The organism is Cryobacterium psychrophilum (genome assembly GCF_004365915.1).
GTDB lineage: Bacteria > Actinomycetota > Actinomycetes > Actinomycetales > Microbacteriaceae > Cryobacterium > Cryobacterium psychrophilum.
The window spans coordinates 459,516-475,512 of the sequence record NZ_SODI01000001.1 but is presented as its reverse complement, the minus strand read 5'-3'; the positions used below and the strand labels follow the sequence as shown (position 1 = coordinate 475,512).

The 15,997-nt window shown below is 65.0% G+C and carries 12 protein-coding genes; 8 read left to right on the top strand and 4 right to left on the bottom strand.

Annotation, left to right across the window (positions count from 1 at the left end; all coding sequences use genetic code 11):
- The first annotated feature begins 90 nt into the window (after positions 1–90).
- The gene (locus EDD25_RS02225) at positions 91–1,554 is read left to right on the top strand and encodes a cryptochrome/photolyase family protein (RefSeq protein WP_134171847.1); all 1,464 of its coding nucleotides are present in this window, start codon (positions 91–93) and stop codon (positions 1,552–1,554) included.
- A 13-nt stretch (positions 1,555–1,567) separates the two neighbouring features.
- Here the strand turns inward: EDD25_RS02225 and EDD25_RS02220 are convergent, their stop codons facing one another.
- Entirely contained in the window at positions 1,568–2,278 is a 711-nt protein-coding gene (locus tag EDD25_RS02220) for an SDR family NAD(P)-dependent oxidoreductase (protein WP_134171846.1), read from the bottom strand.
- Between the two features lie 249 nt (positions 2,279–2,527).
- On the opposite strand from EDD25_RS02220, the gene EDD25_RS02215 reads away from it, so the two are divergent.
- From EDD25_RS02215 to EDD25_RS02200, 4 genes are all read left to right on the top strand, one after another.
- Entirely contained in the window at positions 2,528–3,586 is a 1,059-nt protein-coding gene (locus EDD25_RS02215; RefSeq protein ID WP_134171845.1) for a dipeptidase, read from the top strand.
- A gap of 166 nt (positions 3,587–3,752) precedes the next feature.
- Positions 3,753–4,613, top strand: coding sequence for an alpha/beta fold hydrolase (locus EDD25_RS02210; protein ID WP_134171844.1), 861 nt, complete (start codon positions 3,753–3,755; stop codon positions 4,611–4,613).
- Between the two features lie 204 nt (positions 4,614–4,817).
- Positions 4,818–5,684: a helix-turn-helix transcriptional regulator gene (locus tag EDD25_RS02205; protein WP_134171843.1), complete on the top strand. Its 867-nt coding sequence runs from the start codon at positions 4,818–4,820 to the stop codon at positions 5,682–5,684.
- A gap of 242 nt (positions 5,685–5,926) precedes the next feature.
- On the top strand, positions 5,927–6,397 hold the full coding sequence (locus tag EDD25_RS02200; RefSeq protein WP_134171842.1) for a methyltransferase family protein: 471 nt from the start codon (positions 5,927–5,929) through the stop codon (positions 6,395–6,397).
- Positions 6,398–6,571: 174 nt separating this feature from the next.
- Here the strand turns inward: EDD25_RS02200 and EDD25_RS02195 are convergent, their stop codons facing one another.
- On the bottom strand, positions 6,572–7,639 hold the full coding sequence (locus tag EDD25_RS02195) for an NAD(P)-dependent alcohol dehydrogenase (protein ID WP_134171841.1): 1,068 nt from the start codon (positions 7,637–7,639) through the stop codon (positions 6,572–6,574).
- Positions 7,640–7,756: 117 nt separating this feature from the next.
- On the opposite strand from EDD25_RS02195, the gene EDD25_RS02190 reads away from it, so the two are divergent.
- Together EDD25_RS02190 and EDD25_RS02180 are read left to right on the top strand one after the other, a co-directional pair.
- Positions 7,757–8,566 carry a DUF1206 domain-containing protein gene (locus EDD25_RS02190; RefSeq protein ID WP_241986250.1) on the top strand — a complete coding sequence of 270 codons (810 nt, stop codon included), beginning with the start codon at positions 7,757–7,759 and terminating at the stop codon, positions 8,564–8,566.
- 579 nt (positions 8,567–9,145) lie between these two features.
- Positions 9,146–10,288 carry an FUSC family protein gene (locus EDD25_RS02180; protein WP_422386757.1) on the top strand — a complete coding sequence of 381 codons (1,143 nt, stop codon included), beginning with the start codon at positions 9,146–9,148 and terminating at the stop codon, positions 10,286–10,288.
- A gap of 81 nt (positions 10,289–10,369) precedes the next feature.
- Here the strand turns inward: EDD25_RS02180 and EDD25_RS02175 are convergent, their stop codons facing one another.
- Both EDD25_RS02175 and cls read right to left on the bottom strand, forming a co-directional pair.
- Positions 10,370–12,598, bottom strand: coding sequence for an MMPL family transporter (locus EDD25_RS02175; RefSeq protein ID WP_134171839.1), 2,229 nt, complete (start codon positions 12,596–12,598; stop codon positions 10,370–10,372).
- 248 nt (positions 12,599–12,846) lie between these two features.
- Positions 12,847–14,319: a cardiolipin synthase gene (gene cls / locus EDD25_RS02170; protein ID WP_134171838.1), complete on the bottom strand. Its 1,473-nt coding sequence runs from the start codon at positions 14,317–14,319 to the stop codon at positions 12,847–12,849.
- A gap of 558 nt (positions 14,320–14,877) precedes the next feature.
- On the opposite strand from cls, the gene EDD25_RS02165 reads away from it, so the two are divergent.
- Positions 14,878–15,753, top strand: a complete 876-nt coding sequence (locus EDD25_RS02165) for a GntR family transcriptional regulator (protein WP_134171837.1) — start codon at positions 14,878–14,880, stop codon at positions 15,751–15,753.
- Positions 15,754–15,997 lie beyond the last annotated feature (244 nt).

Here is a 15,997-nt window from a genome sequence, read left to right as displayed (position 1 = left end):
AGAAACGATGCCTCAACCCTCTCACTGTTTTGGTTGCCGAACGGCTCCTGTGACCGGGGCAGCAGCATCCGCCTCACTAGACTGTGGCTCATGTCGCTGCCGCGCTTTCTGTTCGCCGACCAGCTCGGGCCGCACTTCGACGATGGCGGGCCGATCATTCTGGTCGAGGCTGAGGCCGTGCTGTCCCGTCGCCCGTACCACCGGGCGAAGGCGCACCTCATCCTCAGCGCCCTGCGGCACCGCGCGGCTGAGCTCGGGGACCGCGCCGAGTTCCTGTCGGCACAGCATTACCGGGACGTGCTCACCGGGCGCGAGCTCGAGGTGATCAATCCCACCTCGTGGGGGTCGCGCTGGCTTGTCGAGGAACTCGGTGCGGTCGTGTTGCCCAGCCGCGGGTTCGTCACAACCGAGGCCGACTTTCAAGCCTGGGCGGAGGGGCGTGGGTCGAAACGGATGCTGATGGACCAGTACTACCGTGAGCGCAGAACCGCGACCGGCACCCTCATGCGCGGGCCGGAGCCCGAGGGTGGGCGTTTCAACTTCGATCACGAAAACCGCCAGCCACCGCCCAAGAACGCGGCGAGTCTGGGCCTGCCGGATGCGTATTGCCCGGTTGAGGACGAGATCGACGCCCAGGTACGGCTCGACCTGGATGCCATGGAAGCCGACGGTCGTGCGCATTTCCTGGGTCAGGACGGCCCACGCCGATTCGCCGCGACCCGTGCCGAGGCACTCACTGCGCTCGACGACTTCGTGGAGACGCGTCTGAGCGACTTCGGACCATTTGAGGATGCCTCTCTGCTCGGCGACAGTGAGATGAGTCATTCCCGGTTGAGCGTGCCCATGAACCTCGGGCTGTTGCACCCGCAGGAGGTCATCGACGCTGTCGTGGCCGCGTTCGAACGCGGTGACGCCCCGCTGCCGAGCGTCGAAGCCGTCGTGCGGCAGATCATGGGCTGGCGGGACTGGGTCTGGCACCTGTATTGGCACCTCGGTGAGGACTACGTGCGCCGCAGCAATTACCTCGACGCCCGCGAACCGCTGCCCCGCGAGTTCCTCGAGCTGGACGGCAGCGCGGTGCGGGCGCGCTGTCTCAGCCACGTGCTCACCGAGGTGGGGCGAACCGGGTGGGTCCACCACATCCAGCGGCTGATGGTGCTCGGCAACTGGGCGCTCCAGCGCGGATACCGGCCCGACGAGTTGACCGACTGGTTCACCAATGCGTTCGTCGATGGCGCGCCGTGGGTGATGCCCGCCAACGTCGTCGGCATGTCCCAGCACGCCGACGGGGGACTGGTCGCCACGAAGCCGTATGCCGCAGGCGGCGCCTATATCTCGACGATGAGCGACTTCTGCGGCTCGTGCACGTTCAACCCGAAGAAGCGGCTCGGCGAGGATGCCTGCCCATTCACGGCCGGGTACTGGGCCTTCCTCGACCGCGTGGAGCCACGGATCCGTGGCAACAATCGCATGGCGCAACCACTCGCCGGCCTGCGTCGGCTCAGCGATCGCGCGGCAGTTGTCGAGCAGGAGCGCAACCGCACCGGCTGGTGAGCTGCGCAGCAGGTCAGGCCGCGTGCTGCGGCGAGAAAGCCCCGCTCGGAAGGTCGCGTTCGCCGGCCACGATGGCGTCGACGATGCGGCGGGCCACGTCGGCGGGGTCGAAACCGGCGGGCATGCGCGGTGCCGCTCCGGCGATGGGCCTGGTGGCCAGTCCCGTCTCGGTGTGGCCCGGTCGGGCATCGATCAACCTGATGCCGTCCCGGCGCAATTCGCGGCCGGCGGCCTGCCCGAACGCGGCGAGGGCCGCTTTGGATGCAGAGTAGGCGGCCATGTTCGCGGTGGGGGACTCGCTGACGATGCCGCTCAGGGTGAGGAAGAACGGGTCCCGCTTCGCGGCCGCCGACTTGAGCAGGGCGGGACGTGCTGCTCGTAACAGGCGCATCGGCCCGAGCGCGTTCACCGCGAAGAGGATGTCCATGCTCTCGTCGCTCATGTCGGCCGCCGGCCCAAAGGCAACCACACCGGCCGCGTTGATGACACCGTCGAGCCGTCCATGGGCGTCGAGTGCGGCCGCGACGAGTCCGTTGCCCGAGCCCGCGTCAAGCAGGTCGGAATAGACGAACGTGCCCGGCACAGCGAGGGCGTGCATTTTCTCCTCTGACCGTCCGTGGAGCGTGAGCAGGGCGCCTTCGTCGGCCAGAATTCGGGCGATCGCGGAGCCGAGGCCGCCCGTTGCGCCGACAACGAGAATGGATGATCCTGCAAGGGAAGTCATGCGATCACCATACTGGTTGTGGGTGTGGAATGCCGCAGTTATGGGCATCCGCCGGTTCGCTGGGCCGGCACCCGCAATAAGTGAGATAGTGCGTGAACGGTGAGCTCAGGCTGCCTCGGGAAATGACCCGACCTGACTTCCGAGAAGTCTTATGACCTGATGGCAGACGCATTCCGATCAAGGTGCGCAATATCCGACAAGCACGGAAGGGGCCGTAGGCTGGCGGAACGAGACGCAGGGGGACATCGCATGACGCAGCAGAACCATATTCCACTGAAGATTCCGGTGATCGACGGGCACAACGACCTCGCCTGGGCGTGCCGCGATAAGCGCGGCTACTCCGTGGCTGACCTCGATTCGGAGCCCGAGTCCGCGCTCAGCATGCTGCAAACGGATGTCCCCAAACTGCGTCGCGGGGGAGTGCAGGGCCAGTTCTGGTCGGTCTGGGTGCATACCGATCTTGAGGGTGCCGATTCCGTGCAGGCCACGCTCGAGCAGATTGATTTCGTGCACCGCATGGTCGAGCACTACCCCAACGACCTGCACTGGGCCGTGACCGCCGATGATGTGCAACGGGCCCAGATCACCGGCCATATCGCCTCGCTGATCGGAGTTGAGGGCGGCCACCAGATGAACAACTCCCTCGCGGTGTTGCGCGAATTCGCCCGGGCCGGGGTGCGTTACATGACACTCACCTGGAACTCCTCGACCGAGTGGGCCGATGCGGCCGTGGGGGAGGTGCTGCACGACGGCATCAATGATCGGGGGCGCGAAGTGATCGCGGAGATGAACCGCATCGGCATGATCGTGGACCTCTCGCACGTGTCGGCAGCGACCATGAGCGATGCCCTTGACGCCACCGTGCTGCCGCTCATTTTTAGCCATTCATCGTGTTTCGCCCTCAACCCGCACCCGCGCAATGCGCCCGACGAGATCCTCGCCCGGCTCGCCGACAACGGCGGCGTGCAGATGATCACCTTCGTGCCGGCTTTCATCTCGGCCGCGTTCCGGGCCTGGCAGGAGGCCGGGTCGATCGGCGACGCGCCGGCCGTGACGGTCGCCGACGTGGCCGACCACGTGGAGCACGCCCGCCGAATCGCCGGCGTCGACCACATCGGCATCGGCGGCGACTTCGACGGCAGCCCCGAGATGCCGGTGGGCCTCGAGACCGTGGCCGACTACCCGAACCTGTTCGAGGAACTGGCGGCCCGCGGCTGGGAACGCGCAGACCTGCTCAAGCTCGGCTACCAGAACGTGCGGCGGGTGCTGCGGGCCAACGACGAGAACTACCGCACCTTCACGGCCTGACGCGCGGCGAACCTGGAGCGCGACTCAGTCGTGCAACGGACACAGAGCGGGACTCCGGGAGGCGCTCGGCACGCGTTACCGGCGGTGCGAACAGTGATCCAGTCGGCATCGCGGTCCGGGCGTGCGGTGACTGAACGCTGCCGGAGAAGAGATAGCGTGACTAGCTATGTCCACTATCGAAGTCCCGGCCTGGTTCACCGATGCGCTCGCGCTGACGCCCGAACAGCACACAGTTGCTGTGGATGGCGTCTCGATCGCCTACCAAACCTGGGGCGCCCCCGACGGTGAGCCCGTCGTGCTCATCCATGGAGGAGCGGCTCATGCCGGCTGGTGGGATCACATCGCACCCAACCTGGCCGCGAACCATCGGATCATCGCCCCGAACCTGTCCGGACACGGCGCGAGCGGCCACCGGCACGGGTATTCCTTGGCGCAGTGGGCTGCCGAGACGATGGCGGTCGCTGCGGCGGAGTCATCCGTTCCTCCCATTCTGCTCGGGCACAGCCTCGGTGGGCTGATCGCCCTCACTGCGGCGACGGATGCGGCGAACACGATTCGGGGAACCCTCGCGATCGATTCGTCGATCACCCCAAAGTCAGGGGAACGGTGGTCGCACCTGCCCGGGATGAACCGCAGTGAGCACCCCATCTACCGCGATCGGGCCACGATCCTCAGCCGTTATCGCACCATCCCTGAGGATGCCGCAACCATTCCCTACATTCGTGACTACGTGGCCGAGCGCTCTATTATGCAGGTCGAGGGCGGCTGGAGGTGGCGGTTCGACCCGGCGATCTTCGAGACCGCACCGTGGTGGAATCCGGATGATCTGCTCGCCATCAGAGGAGAAGTCGCCTTGATACTCGGACGTCGGGGCGCGGCCGACGCGGACATCGAAGAGTGGGTACAGGCACGTTTTGGCGATCGGATCCCGATCTCTGTCGTCGAAGACAGCGGCCACCACGTGATGCTCGACCAGCCGATCGCGCTGACCGGGCACCTCCAGCAGTTGCTCGCACGCTGGTCATAATCCGAGAGGTTCAGCCAGAGGAAAGCGGAGCGGACTCCCCGTCGGCATTGGCGCGTTCGCCGATCTCCAGTCGGCGCAGTCGCTCGTAGGGAGTGTGGAGGGTCTGGGCGAGATTGGAGATATCGCCTCGGGAGGATGTCCCTCGCGAGCGGGAAGTTCCGCGCTCTCACCCGGCAGCCGGTGCCGGCAGGCGATACTTGAGGTATGGACGACACAGCCACTCTCGCCGATTTTCTGCGCTCGGCCCGGGCTCGCCTCACGCCGGAGGAGATCGGGCTGCCGGTGAACCGGAACGCGGCCGCCCGCCGCGTGCCGGGCCTGCGCCGTGACGAGGTGGCCGGGCTGGCCGGCGTGAGCGTGGACTACTACGCCCGCATGGAGCAGGGCCGGGTGACGCAGGCATCCGATGCCTTCGTCAACGCGCTCGCCGAGGTGCTGCAGCTGAACGAGGCCGAGCGCAACTACCTGTTCTCGCTGCTGTCGGCGTCGACGGGTGGCCGCACCCAGCAGCGGCCACGCGCGAGCACGGTGCGCGCGTCGGTGCACACCATCATGGACTCGCTCAGCGCCCAACCGGCCTTCGTGCTGGGTGTGGGCATGGACGTGCTGGCCATGAACGACCTCGCCAAGCTGCTGATGAAAGACTTCACCCGGGCTGCCGGCCTTGGGCGCAGCCTGGCCCGCTGGACGTTCCTCGACCCCGCCGCACGTACGCTCTTCGTGGACTGGGACATCGTGGCCTGCGATGTGGCCGCCATGCTGCGCCACGATGCGCGTTCACACCCCAACGACGACGCTCTCAACGAGCTGATCGGCGAGCTGTCTGTGAAGAGCGACGCGTTTCGCGCCTGGTGGAGCCAGCACCGGGTGTGGGAGTGCACATTCGGCCTCAAACGCTTCGAACACCCGCTGGTGGGCCGAATCGACGTGAACTATGAGACCTTCCCCGTGCCGGGTGAACCCGACCAGCAGCTCTTCGTCTACAGCACCCAGCCCGGGTCCCCATCGAGTGACGCCCTGCGCATTCTGGCGTCCTGGCGCGCCGACGAGGCCGCCGCTCTCGAACACTGAGCCGCGTTGAGGCTGACGCCGCTAAACGGATGCGCACGGGCCGTCCCACGCCTACCGCCGGCGGTTCGACCATGCGCGCCAGCGTTCTAAAACCGGTTGAAGCGCGACACGCCGGGACAATCAGGCGGAGTTAGCGGCGTGGCGTGAGAAATACCGGTTTTGCGCGGGCGGGAAGCATGCGAACCGTGTTCACTCCGACGGCAGGTCTCGGGCACGAGGTAGCGAGGGCGTAGCCTCGAGTCATGAAACGTGGTCTTGCGCTCGGTCTCGTGGCGGCGCAGTTCGTGCTGCTGGGGGTGTTGGTAGTGCTGCCGCACGGGGAGCGGTGGTCGGTGAACGCTGGTGTGCTCACGGTGGCCATCGCGCTCGGTCTGCTGGGCGCGGCGCTCGCCGTGCTGGGGGTTCGCGGTCTCGGACCTGCGCTCACCGCGAGTCCCATTCCTCGCGAGAACACGCCGCTCGTCACGTCCGGCGTCTACGGTCTCGTGCGCAGTCCCATCTACACGGGGCTGATGACGGGAGGATTCGCGCTCGCGCTCGTCGGCGCATCCGTGGGGCATGTGGTGGCGTGGGGTGCCCTCATCGTGCTGCTCTCGACGAAGACGCGGTGGGAAGAGCGGATGCTGCTGGCCGAGCACCCGGACTACGCCACCTACGGCGCACATGTCGGCCGTTTTCTGCCGGGCTTCGGAAGGCTGCGCCCGCGCGCGTGACCTGATCGACCGGGCAGCCGACCTCCACCGTTCTCCGGGGGACAATCCCTGTTTCTAAAACCGGTTGATTCGCGACTCGCCGAGGGAATCGGTCCGCGGGAGCGGCATGGCGCGCAAAACACCGGTTTTGCGCAGTGACCACGCCGCTCCGTTTGGGCCGAGCGGTGACGAGGGTTAGGCGTCGGTGGGGGTCTCGGTGCCGAAGGTGGCCGTGTCGATGACGAAGCGGTAGCGCACATCGCTGCGGATGACCCGTTCGTACGCCTCGTTCACCTGGTCGATGGAGACGATCTCCACGTCGGCGCCGATGCCATTCGCGGCGCAGAAGTCGAGCATCTCCTGAGTCTGACGGATGCCGCCGATCTTCGACCCGGCAATGGACCGGCGCTGCGAGGCGAGCCAGAACATCCTGATCTGGTCGGGCTCGGTGGGGATACCCACGTGAACGAGGGTGCCATCGAGGGCCAGCAGGCCGAGGTAGCGCTCCAAGTCGAGGTTTGCGGCCACGGTGTTCACGATGAGGTCGAACTCGTTCTCAAGTTCGGTGAACGTGGTCGGGTCGTTCGTGGCGTAGTAGTGGTCGGCGCCGAAACGCAGGCCGTCTTCCTGCTTGCTGAGCGTCTGGCTGAGCACGGTGACCTCGGCGCCGAGCGCGTGGGCGATTTTCACGCCCATGTGTCCGAGTCCTCCCATGCCGAGGATGGCGAACTTCTTGCCGGGGCCGGCCTTCCAGTTCTTCAGCGGTGAATACAGGGTGATACCGGCGCAGAGCAGGGGAGCGGCCTCGGAGAGCTCGATGCCGTCGGGGATGCCGAGCACGAAGTTCTCGTCCACGACGACCGCGGTGCTGTAACCGCCGTAGGTGGGCGTGCCGTCGTAGTTGCGGGCGTTGTAGGTGCCGACCTCACCCTTCAGGCAGTACTGCTCCTCGCCGGCGAGGCAGTTGGTGCACTCGCGGCAGGAGTCAACGAAGCAGCGGACGCCGACGCGGTCGCCCACGCGGTAGCGGGTGACCTCGCTGCCGACGGCGGAGACGATGCCGGCGATCTCGTGGCCGGGAACCATCGGGAACAGCCCGACGCCCCACTCGTCGCGGGCCTGGTGGATGTCGGAGTGGCAGATGCCGGCAAACTTGATGTCGATCGCCACGTCGTTGGCACCGGGGGTGCGGAGATCGATCGTGGTGCGCACCAGGGGCTCGTTGGCCGCGGGCGCGGCGAGGGCGGGAACGGTGAGGGTCATGAGAATATCCAATACGTAGTTGGGAATTGCGGGGCGCCCCGTGCGTGGCACGTGGCGGCGTCGAAAACGAACCAGGTTTTCGGGGACAGGACCGGGTGGGAGTCGTAAGCTGAGGCCGTGATCAGTCATTCAGTGGCCGGTGTTGTCGGCAAGGCGAAAAGAAACGACGTTCTCCAGGTTCTAGCCCGACTGGGCTTCGCCATGAACGGTTTGGTGCACATTCTCATTGCCGCGATCGCCATTGCCATTGCGCGCGGCGGCGGTGGTACGGCTGATCAGTCTGGTGCGTTCGGGCAGCTATCCGAGAGCCCGGGAGGGTTATTCGTTCTGTGGACCGTGGTGGTGGGCATGTCCGCCCTCGGGCTGTGGCTGGTCCTCGGCGCTTTCCTGATGAAGAGTGCCGATCCCAAGCGCAAATGGTCCCACCGGGTGATTGAAGTGAGCAAGGCGGCCGTCTACCTGGTTTTCGCGGGGACTGCGGCGAATTTCGCATCCGGGGGAACATCGGATTCGGCCAGCAGCACCCGTGACGCCAGTGCCGGCCTCATGGGGGCCCCCGGTGGCGTTGTCGTAATTGTGGCAGTAGGCCTTATCGTGCTCGCCATCGGAGGCTATTTCGTGTGGAAGGGCCTGCTCAAAAAATTCACCGACGACATCTCGGTGCCGCGCGGCTCGACTGGGGATGCCATCATCGTGCTGGGCGTTGTGGGTCACGTGGCGAAAGGCATCGCTTTGGGAGTGGTGGGGATCCTTGTTCTTGTGGCCGGGTTCACCCTGGACCCGAGCAAGTCGACCGGGCTTGACGGGGCGCTGAAAAGTCTGACGGCGCTCCCGTATGGCGGGGTCATCCTGGCCGCGATCGCGATCGGACTCATTGCCTACGGAGCCTACTGCTTCGCTCGGGCGTGGCGCGCCCGACTCTTCTAAGCGCGTGTCATCTCCTCCGGAACGCGCACGGTGCGCCAGGTGTCGAAGGCGATCACGCAGCCCAGAATGACCAACGACAGTGAAACAGATGCCAACGCATCCGTCGCCCAGTGGCCCCAGAGAGACGCGGCTGATCGCGGCAGCGACGATGCACACCACGGCGACGCCGATCAACACGGGAAGGATGATGATCGCGACCGGTCCTCCGCCGAGGGATTCCATCACGAGGGCAAGGAATGGCCACCAGTGTGCGACGCGCCTCGCGCGCGGCTTCGCTGTAACGTCGGGGTTCCACGGCGCATCCATCAGGCAATGCGAGAGGGTGCGGTGAGAAGGCGAACATGAGCGGTATAGCGCGATTTGTAGGGTCTTTGACTATGATGACGCAGCAGACCGACCAGCAACGAAAGGCTAAGAACGTGGAGTCTTGGACAGGCCGTGAGTCACGATGCTTTTAGAGCGTCCACCCTTGCCGAACTCAGGACGCCTTCCTCTGGCGCATCCGGCCGTAGCTCACAGCAGAACTCGACCTCATCACGTAACGAGCACGCGTTGAAGCCTCCCGATACCCGCGCAACCGTGAAGTCGCCCACGAGAAACCAACACTCGCCGTCCCCGGGGCGTCGCGGATCCGACCGTGGGATCGCTGCCCGTGCCGGGTCGTCGCTGCGTCGCGGTGGTTCGGCCGTGCTGAAGTGGCCGCGAACCCACTTTGCCTTTAAAGCGGCTCTGGCGGCCGGCCTCGCATTTCTGATCGCTCCACACATGCCCGGAGTGGCCGCCCAGTATGCCTACTATGCACCGTTGGGTGCCCTGGTCAGCATGTATCCGACGGTCGCGGGAACCCTCCGACAGGGTATGCACACACTTGTCGGGCTGACTCTGGGCATCGGTCTCGCTTTTCTGCTGATCGCCTTCGGGACTCCCACGGCCTTGACCGTCGGAGTCCTGGTGGGCATCGGCATCCTTCTCGCAGGGATACCTAAGCTCGGGGCGGGAACAGACTGGATTCCCTCGGTCGCCCTGTTCGTCTTGTTGGTCGGCGGGAAGAACGCGGAGAACATGTCGTTCGGCTACCTCGTTCAGATTGCAGTGGGAGTAACGGTAGGACTTGCCGTCAACGTTCTCGTGTTCCCACCACTGAACTTCGATGCCGCCACCGCTAGCGTCAATCGGCTCCACCTTGTGCTCTCCCAACAGCTCAAGGACATGGGCAACGCCCTTCAGGAGCAGTGGCCACCGCGCCATGAGGATTGGGCTCTTCGGACGGGGGCACTCTCAGACGCGGCTCGTGCAGTGAGACTTGCCGTGCAAAAAGCTGACGATAGCCGTCGAGCCAATCCTCGTCGTCGCCGATACCCCAGGGACCTGAACGCCGACTACCGCACTGTCGAAAATCTGGAACGAGTCACCTTCCACATCCGAGACATAACCGAGGTGCTCTCAGACGTGATCTGGAATGAGGACGCGCCCTATGCCATACCTGAGTTGCTCAGTCTGCCCTTAGGGGCCGCGATGTCGGCCGTGGGGGAGCTCCTGCAACTGTTGGAAGGCGAAGACATCGACCAGCGAAAACGACTGCAGGATACGGCGACAGCGTTGGTGGACCAACTCATTGCGCAAGCCGGCAGGGTGCGGGGAGATGACCCGAAAAACACTCCTGATTCTGCGGGTGCAATCGTCCTGAGCCTGCACAGAATCCTCCGTGTCCTGCGCCAGTGACCAACGACCAGCAGCCCACCGCCTTCGGAGCAACCGGACGGGTAGTGTGACCTCGACACGTGCCCCTCAACGCCACCGTCGCTACTCGCGCATGCCGAAGCGTGAGTGGATCGGGTGCATCCATTTCGGTGCCCACCAGAGGCTCCGGTCGAGTGAGGTCATCACGGCTGGGACGACGATGGTGCGCACCAGGGTGGCGTCCAGGAGTACGGCCACGGCCAGGGCGACGCCGATCTGTTTCATCTGTAGCAGGTCTCCGGTGGCGAAGCCGGCGAAGACGATGACGATGATGAGCGCCGCGGAGGAGATGATCCGGCCTGAACTCTGAAGCCCCGTCTCGATGGAGCGGCGGGTGCTCTCGCCCTGCTCGTGGTGCTCCTTGATTCGGGCGAGCAGGAACATCTCGTAGTCCATTGCCAGGCCGAACCCGAAGGTGAGTACCAGTGTGAGAACGAGGGGGTCGACGCCGGCAATGGTCGCGGCGTCGAAGTCGAGCAGTCCGGCCAGATTGCCCTCCTGGAAACCCCAGACGAGGATGCCGACGGATGCCCCCAGCGAGATGACGCTGACCAGGAGGGCGGTGAGCGGGATGACAACGGAACCGGTCATCAGGAAAAGGAGCGCGAACGTGGCGCCGCCGATGATCAGTGCCGCCCAGGGTGCCCCGCGCAACAGTGAGTCGGTGTAGTCGACTGACGCGGCATCCGTTCCGCCGACCCAGTTGTCGAGCAGGGGCCGGTCGGCACGGATGTCCCGCACGACGGAGGGTCCTTCGTTCTGGTCGACGCCGACGCGAGAAACCCAGTACCCGTTCACCTCGACCGGGGGAGTGGTGCCCGTGACGTTCGGCAGGGACGCGACCTCCTCCGCCCACGCCGCGGCGGAAGCCTCGTCGGAGTCCGCCACCAACTGCACCAGGGGTGCCGTCGCCAAGGGGAAGTGGTCGGTGAGTCCCGTGACGAACTCGTATTGCGTCGAGGCCTTCGGGATCGAGCCCGCGCCGCCGCTGGACACGTTCATGTTCAGGACCGGGCTTCCCAGCAGGAGCAGGAGCACAACGCCGCCCAGCGCCACGAGCGTGGGGGCGCGCTGGACGAGGCGGGTCAGTCGGGAGAAGACGCCCTCGGGCGGTGCGACGTCACCGAAGCGGGTCAGGAGCGCGCCGAGACCCGGGATGCGGGTCAGCACGCCTGCCTTGAGCAGCCGTTCGCCGAAGTAGCCGAGCAGTGCTGGCACGAGTACGAGGGCTGTCAGGATCGCGATCAGCACAACGGAGACCGCGCCGATGGAGATCGCGCGGATGATGGTGGGTTCGAACACGAGCAGGCCGACCGTGGCGATGGCGAAGGTCAGGCCGGAGTAGAGCACGGTGCGGCCGGCCGTGTCGACCGTGACGCCGACAGCCTGCAGCATCAGTTCGTGCCGTTCCGTGCGCGTTTGGTCCTCGCCGACCTGGGCGACGAGTAGCCGGAACTCCTCCCGGAACCGGCTGACGATCAGCAGCCCGTAGTCGATGGACAGGCCCAGCCCGATGACGGTGATGACGTTGAGGACCGTGGTGTCGATCTCCATGAAGTGGCTGAAGGCGAAGAGCGCGCCGAGGGCGCCGGCGATGGACGCGAGGGCACCGATCAGGGGGATGCCTGCGGCCAGGAACCCGCCGAAGATGATGAGCATGACGACGAGGGCGATCGGCAAGGCGATCAGCTCGCCCTTCTGCAGGTCGGCTTCGGCCACCGCCACGAGGGATTCCACCAGCAACGGGGTGCCGCCGACCTCTGCCACTGCGTCCGGTTCCAGTTGCCGGATCTCGCCTGCCGCCGTGTCAAGCCGGTCTTCCACGCCGGCGAGAATCTCGGGGTTGAGATCGGCGCCGGTTGTTGCCATCTCCACGTTCAGCAGCAGACCGGTGCCGTCGGGGGCCAGGAGCGGCGCTGCGGCGGGGTTCGGCTGTCCATCCGGAAGCGGTGGAATGGTCAACGGGTTCACCACGGAGGTGACGCCGTCGAGTTCGGTCAGGTCCCGGGTGGCCTCCGAGAGGAGGCCGGCCAGTTCGGGAGCGGACAGGTCCACGCCATGCACGAGCAGCGACAGCGACTCCGTGTCTTCGGCTGCGGGGTCTTGCAGCAGCTCGGCGGCCTGACTGGCCTCGCCCTCGACGGACGGCCCGCCGCTGGAGAGACGCTGGAACAGGCTCTCCCCGGTCACCCCGAACAGGGCGGTCGCCACGGAGGCGCCGATCAGGAGCACCCAGATCAGAAGGGAACTCAGCCGATGGCGGGCTACGAAGACGCCGAGGGTGCGAAGCATGGCAGTTAGTCCTTCGATCAGGGGCGGCTACCGCCAACGTACTCCTTCGGCTCACCGCCCGGCTGCGGCGCCACCGGATGCGTCGCACGCAATCAGAATCGACCTGATCGAGGACGCCCTGCGGATGGCGCTGGCGTTGCGGGAGGGTCCGCCGGCGCAGGTGATCTTCCACAGCGGCCGGTTGAATTGGCCGTACTCTTGGCACTGTTTTTGGCCGGCGTTAACAGCTCCATCCGGCGGCCGCGGTGCTACTGCAGAGCGGAGGTCAGTCGGGCGACGCCATCGAGCATCGTTGACCGGAGCGGCTCTTTCTGCCATTCCGTGAGGGTGAGTTCCCGGCTGATCCGGCGGTAACCCTCCTCGACCTGCCTCATATCAGCGACGAAGGATTGTCCTCTCACCATGAGGGACACCTCCAGATTGAGGCTGAAGGATCTGATATCCATATTGCTCGAGCCGATCACGGCGACATCATCATCGATCGAAAAGTGTTTGGCGTGCAAGATGAATGGAGCGGGATACAGCCAGATCCGCACGCCGGCCTTGAGAAGCGCGGAGTAGTACGAGCGCTGAGCGTGATACACCGAACCTTGGTCGCCGAGTTCCGACACGAAGAGCTCCACCGTGAGGCCTCGCTGGCACGACGAGGTGATCGCGTACAGCATGGCTTCGTCGGGGACGAAATACGGGCTGGTAATAATGATGCGCTCCTGCGCCGAATACAACAGGGCAAGGAACAAGCGCAGGTTGTTTTCGCCCTCGAAACCTGGGCCGCTGGGGACAACCTGACAATCCAGTGCGCGGGATGAAACATCCATCGGAATCGTGTCTGCGGGCACGTTTTCCTGCCTGAGCATCTCGTCGGTCTCGCTGTACCAGTCGGACAGGAAGATCAGGTTGATGCCGCTGACGACAGGCCCGGTGACCTGGGTCACCAGCTCCTGCCATTGCAGTCCGCGCTTCTGATTCTTCGCCGAGTTGTAACTGCGATCGATGAGGTTCTGCGAGCCCATGAATGCGACCCTGCCGTCAACGACGACGAGTTTGCGGTGGTTTCGGAGGTCAGGCCGTTGATACTTGCCTTTGAGCGGCTGCACAGGAAGCATGAAGCTCCAGATGACGCCGATCCGGTCGAGCTCGGCGAAGGTCGCGTCATGACCGGCGGTCCTGATCGACGCGATGTGGTCCAGCAGGACCCTGACCGTCACCCCGCGCCTGACGGCCGCCTCCATCGCCGCGAAGAAGTCCCTCGTCGTCGCATCGAAGGACACGATGTAGAACTCAACGTGCACGAACCTTGTCGACGTCTGGATTTCGGCCGCCATCGCGGCGATCGAGGCGTTGTAGTCACCGATCAAGCGCGCCGTGTTGCCCCCGACTATCGGGACTGACCCCAGACTGGTGTTCAGCTCGACGACCGACGCGAACCAGCGTGGCCAGCTGTCATCGTCGTTGACGAGGTCCATGCCGGCGACACTCTCCGAAATGAGTTGGCTGATGCGCTGCTGTTTGTCGCGTCGTCTCTTCGGTAGCTTGGAACTTCCGATCAGCAGGAAGAAGAAGACACCGACGAAGGGGATGAGGAACACCGCCAGGAGCCAGGCCATTGCGGCGCTCGGCTTGCGACTGCGGGGGATGATGATGATCGCGGCGATTCGGATCGCCAGATCGACGACTGTAACGAGCACCCAAACCAGCAGGGTGACCTGTTGTGAGTTCACGGTTGCCACTCCTTCAATCCGAGGTCGCGATGAACGAGTCCAACTCGAATGACGACACGGGCACCGCGCGCATGGTCGCGTCCGGTGACAGGGTGCCCCGGTGGCGACAAACTCATCACTCAAACTCCCATCGTGACCCCGACCATACGCCCCGGCAGGTCGACGGGTTTGCACCTGTCGTTGCGTGATCTCGGGGGATATACTCCTTTGAAAAAGATGAGTCTTGCGCAATTTGGTGCAAAGAATGTCTTTGAGGCGTGCGTGATGTTGGCGCCCGTTACGATCCTGCTGATCTCCTTCCCGGAGAATCGATTCTCCGGGAGAGTCCGTCCTGAGCTGGAGTGAGTCGTCGAGAACGAGGCGATCAGGATCATCGACGGTCTATTTGTGCGGATGAACGGCGATGGTGCGTGTTTTCTGATTATGTCGCAGTCAGCACGCGGCCGCGCCGCGAGGGGTGAAAATGACGCTCGCTCGACGCGCGACAGGTTTCCGGTTGGGGGCGCCGACTAAGCTCGGGTACACCGTTGCCACGCTGAGCCAGAGGACAACCGAGGCATGGGCACACCGAACATCGCCGAGGCCCCGGTAGCGGCGCCGTCGGCACGCGTCCTGTCCCTCGCCCGCGAGAGACAGGCCCGCTTTGCGCCCCCGTCACCGTTACACCTGCAGATCGCCGAGTGGGTGCGCGGCCTGGTGGCCTCGGGTGACCTCACCGCCGGCGACAAACTGCCCCCGGAACGCCAGCTCGCCCAAGCCCTCACCGTGAGTCGTATGACCCTCCGCCAGGCCCTCGAAGGGCTGCAGGCCACCGGCTGGCTCACCCGCACCCTCGGTCGCCGCGGCGGTTCCGTCATCGCCCATCACCGCTCCGATGTCGACATTTCCAATCTGATAGGCCTGCGTGCGCAGCTGTTGCAGTCGGCGATGACGGCATCCTCTCGGCTCATCTCGGCGACCGTGCAGACGCCCGATGAGAACACCCGTACGGCGTTGCGGCTCGGCCCCACCGACACCGTTTACGACGTGATGCGGGTGCGGTTCGCCGACGAGGTCGCCGTGGTGCTGGAGCGCTCGTTCTTTCCCACGGCGTTGTTTCCCGGGCTGCTCGACCTCGATCTCACCGGGTCGATGTACTCGATTATGCGCCGGCACTATGGGCTCGGGCCGGTCTCCGCCACGCAGGAGCTGACCGCCATGATCGTCGACCCGGCCGATGCCGCCATGCTCCACATTGCCCCGGGCAGCCCGATTCTTGGCATTGTCCGCACGTCGATCGCGGGAAACGGCACGCCGATGGAATTCTCCCGCGACCTCTTCCGCTCCGACAAGCTGCGCGTCACCGTCTCGGGGCGGGTCAGTTCAGCAACGGATGCACTCAGCGAGCCCCCGGAATCGAATCCTCCAGCACCACGATCCTTCAGAGGGCACTGAGCTCGAGCTCCCGGATCAACTCGGACAGCAGCTCTTCATCGTCAGACAGCGTGCCGTTGAAATCGAGGAGCACCCCCTGCATCTCCGCCATGCGTCAGCTGGCAGGTGGAGTCAAAAGGTGTTCTGTGCTCGTCATCAAAGTCGTCCTTCGTCTGCGTGGTCGCGTCAGATGTCCGCTATGAAGCACCAGATTAAAGGTCTGTACCAAATCTAATCGACGGACACGCACAGTTCATCCAGTGGT